The organism is Vibrio sp. 1F255, from assembly GCF_041439145.1.
GTDB classification, from domain to species: Bacteria; Pseudomonadota; Gammaproteobacteria; order Enterobacterales; family Vibrionaceae; genus Vibrio; species Vibrio crassostreae_C.
Genome location: NZ_JBGONQ010000015.1, coordinates 24,182 through 38,566 on the forward strand (window position 1 = coordinate 24,182; position 14,385 = coordinate 38,566).

General features: G+C 44.5%; 14 protein-coding genes and 1 pseudogene. 7 read left to right on the top strand and 8 right to left on the bottom strand.

All coding sequences use genetic code 11. The features are described from left to right. Position 1: 1 nt before the first annotated feature. From ACED41_RS10360 to ACED41_RS10375, 4 genes and pseudogenes are all read right to left on the bottom strand, one after another. Positions 2–1,339: a TonB-dependent receptor domain-containing protein gene (locus ACED41_RS10360; protein WP_371724921.1), complete on the bottom strand. Its 1,338-nt coding sequence runs from the start codon at positions 1,337–1,339 to the stop codon at positions 2–4. A gap of 20 nt (positions 1,340–1,359) precedes the next feature. Beyond that, positions 1,360–1,890 (bottom strand): annotated as a pseudogene (locus ACED41_RS10365) (LysR family transcriptional regulator); the annotation flags it as partial. 168 nt (positions 1,891–2,058) lie between these two features. Continuing rightward, the gene (locus tag ACED41_RS10370; protein WP_017061620.1) at positions 2,059–2,466 is read right to left on the bottom strand and encodes a hypothetical protein; all 408 of its coding nucleotides are present in this window, start codon (positions 2,464–2,466) and stop codon (positions 2,059–2,061) included. A gap of 139 nt (positions 2,467–2,605) precedes the next feature. Beyond that, positions 2,606–3,937, bottom strand: coding sequence for a ferric reductase-like transmembrane domain-containing protein (locus ACED41_RS10375; RefSeq protein WP_371724922.1), 1,332 nt, complete (start codon positions 3,935–3,937; stop codon positions 2,606–2,608). A 233-nt stretch (positions 3,938–4,170) separates the two neighbouring features. Here ACED41_RS10375 and ACED41_RS10380 point away from each other — a divergent pair, with 233 nt between their 5' ends. The 5 genes from ACED41_RS10380 to ACED41_RS10400 all read left to right on the top strand — a co-directional run bounded on the left by ACED41_RS10380 (position 4,171) and on the right by ACED41_RS10400 (position 6,827). After that, positions 4,171–4,860, top strand: coding sequence for a flavin reductase family protein (locus ACED41_RS10380; protein ID WP_017061618.1), 690 nt, complete (start codon positions 4,171–4,173; stop codon positions 4,858–4,860). 120 nt (positions 4,861–4,980) lie between these two features. Continuing rightward, positions 4,981–5,772, top strand: a complete 792-nt coding sequence (locus ACED41_RS10385; RefSeq protein WP_371724923.1) for a CLCA_X family protein — start codon at positions 4,981–4,983, stop codon at positions 5,770–5,772. 186 nt (positions 5,773–5,958) lie between these two features. Beyond that, complete coding sequence (locus ACED41_RS10390) at positions 5,959–6,216, top strand: type II toxin-antitoxin system Phd/YefM family antitoxin (protein ID WP_017069755.1); 258 nt, start codon at positions 5,959–5,961, stop codon at positions 6,214–6,216. Next, positions 6,206–6,472 carry a Txe/YoeB family addiction module toxin gene (locus ACED41_RS10395; protein WP_102320856.1) on the top strand — a complete coding sequence of 89 codons (267 nt, stop codon included), beginning with the start codon at positions 6,206–6,208 and terminating at the stop codon, positions 6,470–6,472. Before ACED41_RS10390 ends, ACED41_RS10395 begins: the two co-directional genes overlap by 11 nt. A gap of 31 nt (positions 6,473–6,503) precedes the next feature. Then, positions 6,504–6,827, top strand: coding sequence for a DUF4144 domain-containing protein (locus ACED41_RS10400; protein ID WP_371724924.1), 324 nt, complete (start codon positions 6,504–6,506; stop codon positions 6,825–6,827). 101 nt (positions 6,828–6,928) lie between these two features. Here ACED41_RS10400 and ACED41_RS10405 read toward each other — a convergent pair whose 3' ends face one another. Together ACED41_RS10405 and ACED41_RS10410 are read right to left on the bottom strand one after the other, a co-directional pair. Then, positions 6,929–8,317, bottom strand: coding sequence for an MFS transporter (locus ACED41_RS10405; RefSeq protein ID WP_371724925.1), 1,389 nt, complete (start codon positions 8,315–8,317; stop codon positions 6,929–6,931). Between the two features lie 70 nt (positions 8,318–8,387). Beyond that, positions 8,388–9,458 carry a cellulase family glycosylhydrolase gene (locus ACED41_RS10410; protein ID WP_371724926.1) on the bottom strand — a complete coding sequence of 357 codons (1,071 nt, stop codon included), beginning with the start codon at positions 9,456–9,458 and terminating at the stop codon, positions 8,388–8,390. Between the two features lie 212 nt (positions 9,459–9,670). Here ACED41_RS10410 and ACED41_RS10415 point away from each other — a divergent pair, with 212 nt between their 5' ends. Beyond that, positions 9,671–10,696: a LacI family DNA-binding transcriptional regulator gene (locus ACED41_RS10415; RefSeq protein ID WP_017064985.1), complete on the top strand. Its 1,026-nt coding sequence runs from the start codon at positions 9,671–9,673 to the stop codon at positions 10,694–10,696. 18 nt (positions 10,697–10,714) lie between these two features. On the opposite strand, the gene galM is transcribed toward ACED41_RS10415, so the two are convergent. Both galM and ACED41_RS10425 read right to left on the bottom strand, forming a co-directional pair. After that, positions 10,715–11,779: a galactose-1-epimerase gene (gene galM, locus ACED41_RS10420; RefSeq protein ID WP_017069082.1), complete on the bottom strand. Its 1,065-nt coding sequence runs from the start codon at positions 11,777–11,779 to the stop codon at positions 10,715–10,717. Between the two features lie 192 nt (positions 11,780–11,971). After that, complete coding sequence (locus ACED41_RS10425; RefSeq protein WP_010432780.1) at positions 11,972–13,300, bottom strand: anaerobic C4-dicarboxylate transporter; 1,329 nt, start codon at positions 13,298–13,300, stop codon at positions 11,972–11,974. Positions 13,301–13,711: 411 nt separating this feature from the next. On the opposite strand from ACED41_RS10425, the gene ACED41_RS10430 reads away from it, so the two are divergent. After that, positions 13,712–14,371, top strand: a complete 660-nt coding sequence (locus ACED41_RS10430) for an HAD family phosphatase (RefSeq protein ID WP_017069081.1) — start codon at positions 13,712–13,714, stop codon at positions 14,369–14,371. The last annotated feature ends 14 nt before the right edge of the window (positions 14,372–14,385 follow it).

The following is a 14,385-nucleotide window of genomic DNA, read 5'->3' on the forward strand; positions in this document are numbered from 1 at the left end:
TCTAGAATGACGCTTCTGCTGCTAACCAGTAACGACGACCATCTTCAACGTAGCCAAACTCTTCGTAATCGGTTTGTTCATCAAATAGGTTGTAGATACCAGCCATCACCTTAAGGTTCTTTTGCACATACCAGTTGGCACCTAAGTCAACATAAGTAATTGATGGCGCTTCGTATTGTGTTCTTGAACTACTCGTTGTCGGTTCTGACTCTTTGCCACGGTATGTCACTCGCATCCAAGATTGGACATCATCACGTACTTGCCAATCTGCATTTACGGTAACTAAATGCTCAGGAACTTGTGTTAGTGGCTTACCCTCATCTTCACCAGACTGCTTCTCAGTATATGTATAGGTATACGTCGAACCGACAGAAATCGCCTCAGTAATGCCTTTGTTTATCGTGTATTCAGCACCGTAAGTAATCGCGTCTTCAATGTTCACGTAGGTAGAATCACAACCACGTCGGCCACAGTTAGTGCTCAGCTCTTTCTTGTCGATCTTGTCTTTAAAGTCACTGTAGAATACGGTGATGTTCGAGCTTAAATCGGCATCGCCAACAAAGTACACGCCCATTTCACTGTTCACTGACGTCTCGGCTTTTAGATCAGGATTACCGTAAACCGAGCAGTCGCCACCACAACTGTCTTGCGCCCAACCCGCTTCCATCTCAGTTAAGCCTGGTGCTCGATATCCCGTTGAAACACCGCCTTTCACTGTCCAATATGAGTCGACACTCCACACACCATAAACGCGAGGGCTCAGATGAGACTCGAACACGTCATTTTGATCAAATCTGAGGCCAGTTGTTAGAGCAAAAGAATCGGTGATGTACCATTCATCTTCCGCAAACAGTGACCATTGGTTATTTTTGAAGACATGATCTTCTGCAGAATCTGTCAGCTCCTGACGTGTATAGTTGAAGCCGATAGTTAGGTAGTGCGCCTCAAGCACAGGCATAGACCATTGTGAGTTCAGAGTCAGGTTTTCCACTTCCATTTCTCCGCCTTCATTCTCAACCGTTTCATTGTTGATGTATGAAGTGCCCGAGCCCCAGTCGTAGTTGCCTGAGTGAGATAGGCCCAATGATTGACGATTGTTCACACGCTCAGAATCTGTGGTTTTCGATTTTCCATCCGTCGTCACTCGTTCTTGATCGTGATAGGTGTAATCAAACGAGAAAGTATCGTCATCCGTAGGCGTCAAGTGTAGTGCGCCACGGTAACTCTCTAATGTTTTGCCTCCGTATCCGTAAAGAATCTCATCTTCCTTACGCTCTTGATATAAACCAGAGAAAGAAGCACTCAACAAGCCATCAATAAGAGGGCCCGCTAGATGCACTTGGCTTTGATATGAATTGCCCGAGTCTGAGTTCTCTTGCAGTGTTGTTTCACCACTGTCATACGATAGATATTTTGCTCAGCAGAAGGCGGCTGATGCGAAGATAAGGCAAAGTGCACATCACCTGCGACCAAGGCTTCGAAATGACGCTTGGGCGCAGAATCTAAACTCACGATCATGTTCGGCGCTTCTTTGCGGATCTTAGCGATCACCTTGGGCATTAAGGTATTAATTTGAGGCAGTAAGCCATAAAATTTCACAGTACTATCAACCTTGCTTGGGTCAAACGACTGCTTATGAACCAACTTTTCCAGGTTAGTAATAACGGTGTTGATATCGTTTTTAATCGACTCTGCTTTTGGGGTCAGCTCATAGCCATACTTCTTACGTACCAGCAGCTCATCATCAAAGAAGGTACGCATTTTTTGTAGCGTACGACTTACCGAAGACTGGCTCATGTTCAGAGACATTGCGGTATTAGAGACGTGTTTTTCTTCGAGTAAATGCTTAAGAACGAAAAGAAGATCCAGGTCAATCTGGGAGAGGTTCATGAGTGCGTCACCAAAATAATGAGGGCATCGTTGAGACAATACGCCGCGCTCAAACCACGGCAATGCATATCAATGATTGGGGTTCAAGATATCGAGTTAACGGCTCTGCGAGCATGATTTAAAGTTCAATAGAAAAACGACTAAATCAAAAAATAGAAATAGAGATCGCTACTTTCTCTTCCCCTGCTCCACCAACTTTTCATTCCATGCCGTATTGCCGTCACGCTTAGTCACGTCATACTCTGAACAGAACTGAGATATGGTCATATTGTTATCGCCAGTGGCAAGCTTGAGAGCCAACTGAACTTGTTGAAGCTTGCTTTGCAGTCGCAAGATTTGACCAGCATTTGGGCTTTTCTCTTTGGCGTATTTTAAAGCCGCATGCTTACGTTCTGCCGCGCCCGCTCGGCGATCTGCTTCTGATAACAGATACTTGAGTTGAGCAACACTCTTGCCTTTCTTGAAGGCAGGATCAAGCAACTCAACGCATTCATCAAACGATGGATCGATAACGTATGGGTCAACTTTATGAGCTTGTTGGCGCATCCATTCGAGTGCGAGTTTTTCATCTGACATAATTACATCTTTACCAAAGAAACAGCCCTATATGGTATCGCTCAATAGCAAACCGCTGCAATAACAAATTGAGTGACTTTACGCCTTTTTACACTGTGCCGATTGACTAATTTAACAATCACAGCTCCAATAGTTGGCTTTAACGCATCACAAACAGCTCTTCGTGGTAGTGCTTTTCAATATCAAATTGATAGGTGTCTAATTCTTTTTTCAGTGATGTAGAGAACAACTCCGGCCCGCAGAAATACATCTCGTACTCGTTGAGGTCGCCACATTGATTGACAATTCTTCCGGCGTTTAGCCGCGGTGAGTGCAAGGTATCTATCACGGTCAACTTCACACCAACCGCGAGTGCTAGGTGCCACAACTCATCGATTAATTGCTTATCAACACCGCGAGTACAATAAAACAGTTGAATACGAGGATGATCTCGTTCTGTTTTGAGCGCTTCAAGTGTTGCAAAAAACGACGCTATCCCGACACCACCAGCAATCCAAATTTGTGGCTTGCTTAGGTCAAAATAAAGTCGACCATAGGGTCCTTCAACCGTAACCGCATCGCCCGCTTTCACTCGTTCATATAGGCCATTAGTAAAATCACCCAGCTCTTTGATCAAAAAGCGCAGCTCTGGATCATCACTGCCAGAAACAATGGTAAACGGATGCGGGTCTTCATTACCGAAACGCAAGTACGCAAACTGCCCAGCTTTGTGACCTTGCCAAGATGCCTCCGGTTTTAACACCAGCTCCATCACTTCAGCTTGTGGAAAATAGCGAGTCGAGATAATCGTCGCTGAGTGACGATTACGACGCCCAACCAAGCCCAACAAACTGTAAATCGCTGCGATAGACCCAGCCAAAGCAAATGCCACAGTTAGATAATAAATAGGTTCTCCCCAATACGCTCGTTTAAGCAGGATTACTGAGTGGAAAGCGATAAACAGGTACGCAACCGACATCAGACGGTGCGACAATTTAAACGGTTTGTACTTCACTGCCGCCCATAGTGACGCCACCAGTAAAATGAGCAACAAGTAGAAGCCCCACTCGCCAATACTCTGAGCAATACCGCGTAATTCATTGACCCATAACTCCCATCCAGTCAAAACAGCTTGCGGCCCTGAACCATCGTGTCGAACAGGCTTATCTAACACACCAGACACCACCAATGACTTAGGTATTTGGTACCACAACCAGTGTGTCACACCCAGTGCAACACCACCGATACCGAGCCATTTATGGACTCGATATGCTTTATCCATACCTTTCAGCCAATTCTCAACCATAGGCAAACGCATCGCCAAGATCATTGTGATGGACATTAACACCAGAGACAAAATACCTGAGTACTGAATCATGGCTGAGCGCCATTCAAAGACATCGCTTGAAGCGAATAATTGCGGTTCCATCGCAAACCAAAAGGCTGACATTGTGGCAATCATTGCCCAAATGATATTGCGGACTGTTTTCATTTGTTAACACTCATAAAGACGACATCATTACTTTAGCTCCTGTGATGTAAAGGGACGTCAACGTACGTAAATCTATGCAAAGGATCTCGTTCATTGTGCTGTAGCAGAGATAAAAGAGACAAACTGCCCACGGCCAATAAGCGCTCTTTGATCGATAAAAGCGGATTCTTCGTACATATAAGTCCGTTAGTGAGCATGCTCGAAGATAACAATAAATGAGAAGAAGAGAAGATATGAAGGACATGACCCTTTCTAAACAAGATATCCAAACAATGGACCCGCGCCACCGCATTCGTTTGGTTAACTCCCTATCTGGATTTAAAAGCGCCAACCTAATTGGTACTTGTGATAAACAGGGGCTTGAAAACCTTGCGATAGTGAGCTCTGTCATTCACCTAGGGTCTGATCCGGCGCTGCTTGGTTTTATTGTTCGCCCAGATAAAAGCCGCCGTCATACGCTAGAAAACATCCTAGAAACTAAGTACTTCACCGTTAACAGCATTGGTGCTGACTTTGTTAAAAAGGCCCATCAAACCTCGGCTCGCTACCCTAAACCAGTCTCAGAATTCAACGCGGTCGGCTTAACGGCCTATTATGACGACACATTCCCCGCTCCCTTCGTCTTGGAGAGCAGTTTAAAGATAGGGTTAGCGTTCAAAGAACAGATAACAATCGAAAGCAATCAAACGCAAATGTTGATCGGTGAAGTTATAACGATTCACGCACCCAAACGCGCCGTGATGCCGGATGGCTACCTTGATTTAGAAGCGTTGGATTTGGTCACGGTATCAGGGCTTGATAGCTACCACGTAACTCAAAGACTGCACCGATTAAGCTATGCAAAACCACAACAGCCACTCTTTCCACTCACTCGTGAAGGTAACCCAACTTCATGGGAAGCTTTCGAACTCAATCTAAACTAATTTTGTTCGGCAATTTGCTATCAAAAGTGCTAACGTCCTTTAATTCCAAGAGATGCATCTCACACAGGCGCATCTCACTGAGCACACTATTCATTCTTACGTCTGTTTCCAAGGACCCTTTTGAAGTTAACTCACTTTAAATACAAAACGCGCGAAGGCCCAGACTACCGACATGGCGATCAGGTGTCATTCATGGACATCAAACAAACCTTCGGTATGGGCAGCATTCGTGTGGGTGCTTGGGTGACGAAAGAAGAAAAAGAGTTGGCCGCAAATCTGATATTCGATTCGCTAGCCGACTTGGCTTACATCTTGGCTTTGCCACCAGAAGCGATTGGCCTTCGCGGCACATTAGGCTTAGCGTTCGGCAGTGGCGGCAGAAAAGGCGTACAAGCACACTATGCCCCGAACCAACGAGAATTAGCCCTCGCGAAGAATGCCGGAGCTGGCGCGCTCGCTCACGAGTTTTGGCATGCATTTGACCACTATATCGCTGAGAAAGCGTTTGAAATCGGCGATACCTCTGGCCCTCGCAAGCAGATCCTGTTCGCCAGCGACTGTTGGTTGCACGATAGAACGGTGCGACCTCATCCATTAAACGAGAGTTTGATGTCTTTGTTTGACGCCACCTTGCTTAGCGACAATAACTTGGACAAACACGATTACGTGGCTCGCAGCGTTATTGCCGACAAGGCGATGTCTGCCCGTTACTTCTCACTACCCACAGAGATGATGGCACGTGCCTTTGAGTCCGTGATTGAATCGTGTTCCGATATCAAGAACGCGTATCTGGTCAATGGCACAACCAAGCCTGACATGTACCCCGTGTATCCAGATATAGCGCACCGAGAACAGATATACCAAGCCCTGCAAGGTTACTTCGCACCATTAGGGCGATCTTTGAGTAAATAGCATTTTGAGTCAGTAACTCTCTGCATATTTACAATGAATGACATGTACCATAAGTTGATCATGTGTAACCTCTGATATAACATGTACAACAAGCGGAACATGTATAATAGTTAATTCATGAATGATTAACTATTCTGTGTATATAGAAAGATTAAACATATCCAAAAGCAACAGGGTAAATAAGTGATGAATATTGTTTCTTTTACTGAGGCCAGAAATAGCCTAAAGTCTGTGCTCGATAGAGTGGTAGACGATTCTGATGTTACGGTAATAACCAGGCGAGATTCAGAAGATGCAGTGGTAATGTCTCTTGATCATTTTAATTCAATGCAAGAAACCTTGTACCTAATGAGCTCGCCTAAAAACGCTGAAAGATTGGCTGAATCTATTGCTCAACTCGAAACCGGAAATACAACCGTTCGAGAATTGAATAATGACGAATGATCGAAAGATTGTATTTACAGATAATGCTTGGGAAGATTACCTATACTGGCAAACCCAAGACAAGAAAATGCTCAAGAAACTAAACAAGTTGATTGAAGCTGCCAAAAGAACGCCCTTTGAAGGGATTGGAAAGCCGGAGCCACTAGTCGGCAACCTGTCTGGCTTTTGGTCAAGACGAATCGATGACAAGAATCGATTAGTGTATAAAGCAGATGACGATAACTTTTACATAATTGCTTGTCGTCACCACTATTAAAAGCAGTAAGCAGCACATAGAAAGAGCAGTAATGATCAGTTGGCCATCTTTGGTAAAACTCGACGGTGACGATGAGCTTATTTACGTCGCATCCGAGAACGATTTTCAGGCAGAATGCTCAGACATGATCTTGGGTGAAGATGATTACCTCATCGATTCTGAAGGTGACAGTTACGCACTTCAATCGAACTCAAATCAACTGTCGCTAGCGAAACGAACTGAGCAGTATTCAGTAGAAAGCGTGACTAAGCTGATACGAAATCATGAGTTCCAGAAAGCCGAAGTGTGCCTGATGAAGATCCACTTCCTGACGATTGAAGAAGCGATTCAGTCTTTGGCTTTTGAGCCACGTTAATAGTTCATTTAAAAGCTAATAAACGAAACCTGTTAAAACAAAAACAGCGCCAATTTAGGCGCTGTTTTCTAGGATGCAATGAGTGGTAATAACCTCAACAACTAAGACGTCGCTTTGTGCGTAATTCCTGACTTATCAACAACCCCTTCAGCAAACTCACCACGCTCAAGTTTTTCGCGTAAAATTGCATGCTGGTCTTCAGTAAAGGTATAACGAGACATAATAAATATACGTACCAAAGCCCCTAAAGCCGGCAGTAAAGCAATACAAAAGAACATGCCATTCAATGCTGTTTCTGTTTGGTCCGCATTTGGAACATAACCAATAGTTGTCAGGATCAGACCTGTTACACCACCTGCTACCGCAACGGATAATTTACCTGTAAATGTTTGGCCAGAGAAAGTTATCGCTGCTGTACGCTTACCACTATGGTAGTAAGAGTATTCAACGGTATCTGCAATCATCGCTGAAATAAGCGGGTTAGTCATCATAAAGAGCCCCGTTACTACTGCCAGCCACATCATCACCACCGTTGTGTTGTCATAACCTGTTAGATAAAAACCAACACGTGCGATAATTTCCAACACACATAGCGCAATAAAGATATCTCTCTTCTTGAAACGTTTAGTTAGGATTGGCGTCGCTAAACACGCGATAGCACTGACTAAAGTGATAGTACCAATCAATGAAACTAAACCTGCATCGCCCATGTTGTAGGTGAAAAAGAAAATGTATAAACCATTAACTAGATTGAAGAACACATTCATAAAGAATGCAGCCAAGATGAAGAATAATGGCTTGTTTTTACGTACCGCTTGAAAAGTATCTTTCAGTGTTACTTTTTCACAGCTCGCCGTCGAAATACGCTCTTTGGTATTGTAGAAACCGTTCAGCATAAACAGCAGACCTGCCACCATCAATACGATAACAGCAGGTAAGTAACCTTGATCAGCACGACCATCAGCAAAAAATGCGCTTAATTTAGGAAAAATAACTAGCGTTGCGCCAATACCAGCATTAACACCTAACATGGCACACGTTGCTGCTTTGGCACGCTCTTGAGGCTCATCAGTCATCACCGACGACATTGACCAAAATGGCACGTCAGAGATGGTGTAAAGGGTACCCCACAGAATATAAGTGATACCCGCATACATCACTTTAGTCGACATGTCCGCATCGATATTATAGAAGGTAGCGATGGTCACCAATACAATCAAAAACGGAGTAAACAACATGTAGGGACGGAACTTACCGAAGCGAGATTCTAACGTATCCATATAGCCAGCAATCAACGGATCATTAACAGCATCCCACACTCGTGCAATAAGAAATATGGTACTCGCAGCAATCGGCGAAATACCGAGAATATCGGTGTAGAAGTACAAGATGAACGAGCCAACCAAGCCAAAACTAAAGCATTGGCCCACGCCATAACCGAAATAAGAAATCAGCTCTCTATTGTTCAATCTATTTTTTATAGTAGTCATTGTTCACGTCTCGATTGATTTAATTCTAGTTTAGAAGCCGACCTTTTTCTCTAGGCCGGCTAAATGACAGTTATTCCACCTCTGCGAGTGTTTGAATCAACTGTACTTCGCTTGCATCATATGGCTGTCCTTGGTCATCAAGCAGATCGTGGAACCACTGACTGGCATAGTTAACGTCATTGCGTTTAATTTCAGGCCAAGGAAGGTGCGTTTGTGTTTTACCTTTCACTAATCCCCATTGATAGCAGCCAATATTCTTATCTTTAAAAATTGGCAGCTGTTCATGTAAGGAAGATTGTGCATGACGTGCTAACCACTCGGTACACATCATCGGGCGATTGTGCGCTTGCACAACTTTCAGCGCTTCATGGAACAAATCCAACGGAAGATAAGCATGGAAAGTGATAATGTCCGATAGCTCCATCGCTCGGCGATCGGTTGGATGCTCAAAAATAGGCAAACTACGGTCGAGAATACTAGGGCAATGCCATGCACCCACCGTTAGGGGCTGAGTCGGGTTCACATCGCGCGCCCACTCAAACGCTTTTTCCATCAACTCGTGGCTAAACGTCTCCATTTCTTCATCGTAAGCTAGCTCACCATTGGTGGTAAAAATCATACGGTTGGTAGGCTCGTTGTACAGATCCCAAATCGCAATACGCGGGTCGTTTTTATAAGTCGAGATAATGTCACGGATGTAAGTTTCAACGTCACCCCACTGTGACTTATCCATAACAACATTACGACCTGGGCTGGCCGCAGCTTGGCTATTATGCAGGTCAGGGACGGGGGCTTTTTGTTGACCTAGATACGGATGGTCACCGGAGAATCCACAATCATCCATTGGGGTCATCATTACCTTAATCTGGTTTCGTTCACAAATATCTAAGAAATGATCAATGCGCTCATGCAGTCCTTGGCGGTCGACTTGCCACACAATGAAAGGCAAATTGGTACGCAGCGTGTTGTAGCCAACCTCTCTCGCCCAAGCCAACTCTTGTTCCATTATTTCTGGTGAAAATGAGTCTGCTTGCCACATTTCGTTCCAGTTTACAGCCGTCCTTGGTAAGTAATTAAATCCACGTAACCATCCATGTTGTTGTTGCCATTGCCACGCTTTGTCTTCAGACCATCTTTTCATCTTACTCACCTTGAAACTAAATTATTAACTAATAATATTAGCTAATATAATGAGCTGCATTTTTATCGCTACTATCTAAGATTAAAAACGAGTGAGCAATCACAACTATCAGACTGCTCGGACAACTTTTTGTGATCCCCATCTTTAACAGGTGATCGAAAGCTGATAATTAGCTAATATCTTTAGCTAACTAAGTTGAGTTGAAATTTACGATGGCTAAAAAAATCACTATGAGTGACATTGCTGCAGCGGCAGGTGTGTCTCAATCAACGGTATCACTGGTACTTAATGGTTCAACGTCTGTAAAAATTGCAGACACCACAAAAAGTAAAGTGCTCGATACCGCCGAATCACTTGGCTACAAAAATAAGAAAGTCGCTCATGCGCTGGGTCGACCTAATAAAATAGCACTGGTTGTCAACGGGTTATCGAGTTATGACCCTTTTATTGATGCTATAAACTCAGCGCGTGAAGAGGCTTGGGCGAACGACTTTATTTTAGTGATCTTCAATTACAGCCACGATGAAGTGCTAGCGAGCAAAATTGAAGTGGAAATCAACAGCGGAGATTATGCAGGCTTGGTGTACGCATCGAGCATGACTCGTGAACTTGAACAACAACGGGTCAATACGCCTCTGCCAACCGTGCTCCTAAACTGCACAAACGAAAGCAATAGCGATGCACCAAGCATTTTACCTGCCGATATGATCGGTGCTTACAAAGCGGTCTCTCACCTTATCCAACAAGGCTATTGTCGTATTGCTATGCTCACAGGCGAAAACTGGATGCTTGCGAGCCAACAACGCAGTGAAGGCTACCGTCAGGCACTAATTGATGCCGATATTGTCCCGAACAGCAATTACTTAGCAGAGGCCAACTGGTCATTAAAAGAAGCACATCAGCAGACATTAGCTTTGTTTAAGTTAGCTCAACCACCAGAAGCTATCTTTTGTGGCAGTGATTACATGGCGATGGGGTGCTATCAAGCACTGGCTGAACTAGGGCTTAAGATCCCTCAAGATGTCGCGATCGTTGGCTACGATAACCAACAAATCGCATCGGAAAGTTTTCCTGCGTTAACATCCGTTGAATTACCTTACTCAGATATGGGCAAGCTAGCGATTGAGTCCTTAATGGCGCAAATTGAGGCTCAGCCTTTGTTATCCAGTAGACGAAAAGTGGAAGGAGAATTGATTATTCGTACATCCTCAACACCATCGGATAAGGTGGGCACATAGCCCACCAATAGTTAGGGCCTAAAACTTAAACTGATAAACCGTCTGATGTTGATAAAGCTCTCCAGACTTCAGGAGCCCGCGGTTAGGTCCCCATTCTGGCTTATTAGGACCATCTGGAAAATATTGGGTTTCTAAGCAAAGACCATCGTACAACTCATAATTTTTACTCTTACCAGGCGTCCCTGCTAGAAAGTTACCCGAATAAAACTGAATAGCAGGCTTCGTCGTTTTTACCTTCATCACGACTTCTTTTGCAGGTGCAACCAGAACCGCTGCAACCGACTCTCCATCGGTCACTTCAGGCTGAAGCACAAAAGCATGATCATAACCACCAGCCATTTTCTGGTCCGACTCAGTCAGAAAATCCCGCCCAATGAGCTTTGCGTTTGAAAAATCAAAACTCGTATCCTCAACCGCCTTTATTTCTCCCGTTGGTATTAAGCCTTGATCTGTTGGTAAATAATGGCCTGAACTCAACTGCAATACATGATCCAAGCTTTTCGAACCAGAAGCCTCACCAGCCAAATTAAAGTAAGCATGATTGGTTAAGTTAACGGGGCAAGTCTTATCAGTATTGGCTTCATAAGAAATAGATACTTGGTTGTCATCCGTTAGAGAATAGGTAACTTTGACACCAAGATTACCCGGATACCCTTGATCACCATCTTTGATATGAAGAGTAAACACTACCTTTTGTGCACTTTGTTCAACAATGCTCCAACGCTTTTTATCAAAGCCCTCTACTCCACCATGTAATGAGTTTTCACCATTATTAACCCCGAGTTGGTAGCGCTTCCCTTCAAGTTCGAATTGGCCTTTAGCGATACGGTTTGCGAAACGTCCAACAATCGCACCAAAATAAGAGCTCTGCTCCATATGTTCAGCCATATTGGGTGAGCGAAGTAACACCTCTCGAGCTACTTCATTCACTGGCATAGAACAACTCAGCCAAGTAGCTCCAATATCCATGAAGGATACACTCATTCCATTGCTGTTCTTGAGGTGGACCAGTTTAGCTAACTGACCATCAAACGATGGAGTGGATGCCATATCTTGCTCTAATTGCTCAAAGTTAGTAATCATTAGTGCCTCTTCGTCTCACAAAAATAGCGTTATATCACCACTACCCCACTTACAACTAATAATATTAGCTAATATTTTGATCTAAATTGCCTTTTACTTAATTCACATACCTTTTCAAGCGTCAGAAACAAAAACAGCGCCTCAATAGGCGCTGTTTCTCGTTTCTTATCTCGCTAGTCGATTAAGCGACAATTAAGCGATAAAAATCTGTGCCAGAGCGTAGCCTAAACAACATGCGCCCACGACACCGATTAAACCCACCGACATGAATGAGTGGTTGAAGTACCACTTACCAATCTTGGTGGTGCCAGAAACATCGAAGTTTACTGTTGCGATATCTGATGGGTAGTTCGGGATGAAGAAGTAGCCGTAAACCGCTGGCATCAAGCCGATCAACAAGGCTGGGTCTAGTCCTAAGCCAAGGCCAACCGGTAGCATCATACGTGCAGTTGCTGCTTGAGAGTTCACCACAACCGATACGATGAATAGCGCTAGTGCGAACGTCCATGGGTAGTTGGTCACCATTTCCACGATGCCAGACTTGAACTGAGGCATTGCGTATTGGAAGTAGGTATCCGACATCCAAGCGATACCGAAGATCGCAATCGCCGCCACCATACCCGATTTGAATACCACACCGTTTGGCACATCTCGCGGGTCAGTTTTAGTCGCCAGCAAAATGATACCGCCGAAGCAGAGCATCATCATTTGGATGATCACCGACATCTTGATTGGCTTGTCGCCGTCAACGATGGTTCTGATCTCAGGCACCATCGCCACGATAACAATCACCACAATCGACAATAGGAAAATCAAAACCGCATTACGAGCCGAGGTTGGCAGCACTTCATCCAAAGACGTCGCAGTAGTGCTTTCGATACGCTTTTTCCACTCAGGATCTTTTAGACGAGCTTGGTATTCAGGATCGTCGTTCAGTTCTTTGCCGCGTTTCAGGCTGTACAAAGAAAGCAAAAACGTACCAAACAGCGTTGCAGGCACCGTCACCATCAAAATGGAAAGCAGTGTAATAGAGTGTTGAATATCAGAAAGCTGCGCGAGGTAGTACACCACAGCGGCTGAAATTGGAGATGCGGTAATAGCTAGTTGAGACGCAACTGACGCTGCCGCCATTGGACGCTCAGGACGAATACCGTTCTTCAGTGCAACATCGCCAATGATCGGCATGATGGAGTAAACCGCGTGGCCAGTACCCAATAAGAAAGTCATCGAGTAAGTCACGAACGGAGCTATCAGGGTAACGCGTTTCGGGTTCTTTCTAAGCACCCTTTCCGCCACTTGCAGCATGTATTTCAAACCACCTGCCGCTTCGAGAATCGAAGCACAAGTAACAACGGCGAGGATGATCAGCATCACGGTGACAGGTGGAGACGTTGGTGGCATCTTGAAGACAAACACCTCGATAACCAAACCAATACCAGAAACAACACCTAAGCCAATACCGCCATACCGAGATCCGATATAAAGGACGACTAATAAAAATAGAAACTCAAAATACAACATAAGCAACCCTGCTAAAAATGTGGACTAATGTTATTTTCTCCCTAAGCTCAGCCATTTACTTATTGCTTGGTCACACTATGATTGCAGGCTCCCGGTAATTGTTTTTTATAAGATTATGGTCACGTAAACAGACCTGTAAGTTTATGAAATGTAATAAGAAGCCAGACGCACAAGCTAGATTTGTTATGTGGAATAATCATAATTGTTTCTGTTAGATCTGGATGGCCTATAAAACACAAGGCTCATAACTGAACGATATTATTTCAACCACAACCAATCACATTTAAAGTCATGCAGAAGCATATTGCCGAGCCGATTGGATATATTCTTACTGAACGTTGACTCGCCTATCACTAGACACTATGTCAAAATACCCGCCCTCACGATGACAACACATTAAGAACCACGGATATGAATTTTCAAGCTGCTATTTTTGATATGGATGGGCTGCTGCTCGACACCGAGCGACTTTGTATGCAGGTTTTTGAAGAAGCATGTCACGCGCAAGGTGTTCCGTTTTTGCAAGATGTCTACCTAGGCATCATTGGTTGTAACGCAAAAACCATCGAACAGATTTTTCGAAATGGTTACGGTGAAGGGTTAGATTACCCAGCGCTGAATAATGAATGGCGCACGCGCTACAGTGCAATTGTTAAAAACCAAGCAATCCCAGTAAAAGATGGCGTGATTGAGCTGCTTGAATGGCTAAAATCGAATGACATTCCAATCGCGGTGGCGACCTCCACTCAGCTTGATATCGCAAAGAAGAAGCTTGAGCTGGCTGGCCTAGATTCGTACTTCACTTCATTAAGCACAGGCTGCGAAGTGACTCACGGCAAGCCTCACCCAGAGATTTACTTGCTGGCGGCTGAACGCCTAGGTGTTGCGCCTGAAACCTGCCTAGCGTTCGAAGATTCGAACAACGGAATTCGCGCTTCTATGGCAGCCAACATGATCAGCTTCCAGATCCCTGATTTAGTAGAGCCATGTGACGAAGTGAAAGCGCTTGGACACACCATCAGCCCTTCTCTGCATGATGTGCTAGCACAGCTTCAACAAGCTGCAGCTTAAGCTCTGACTGCCGT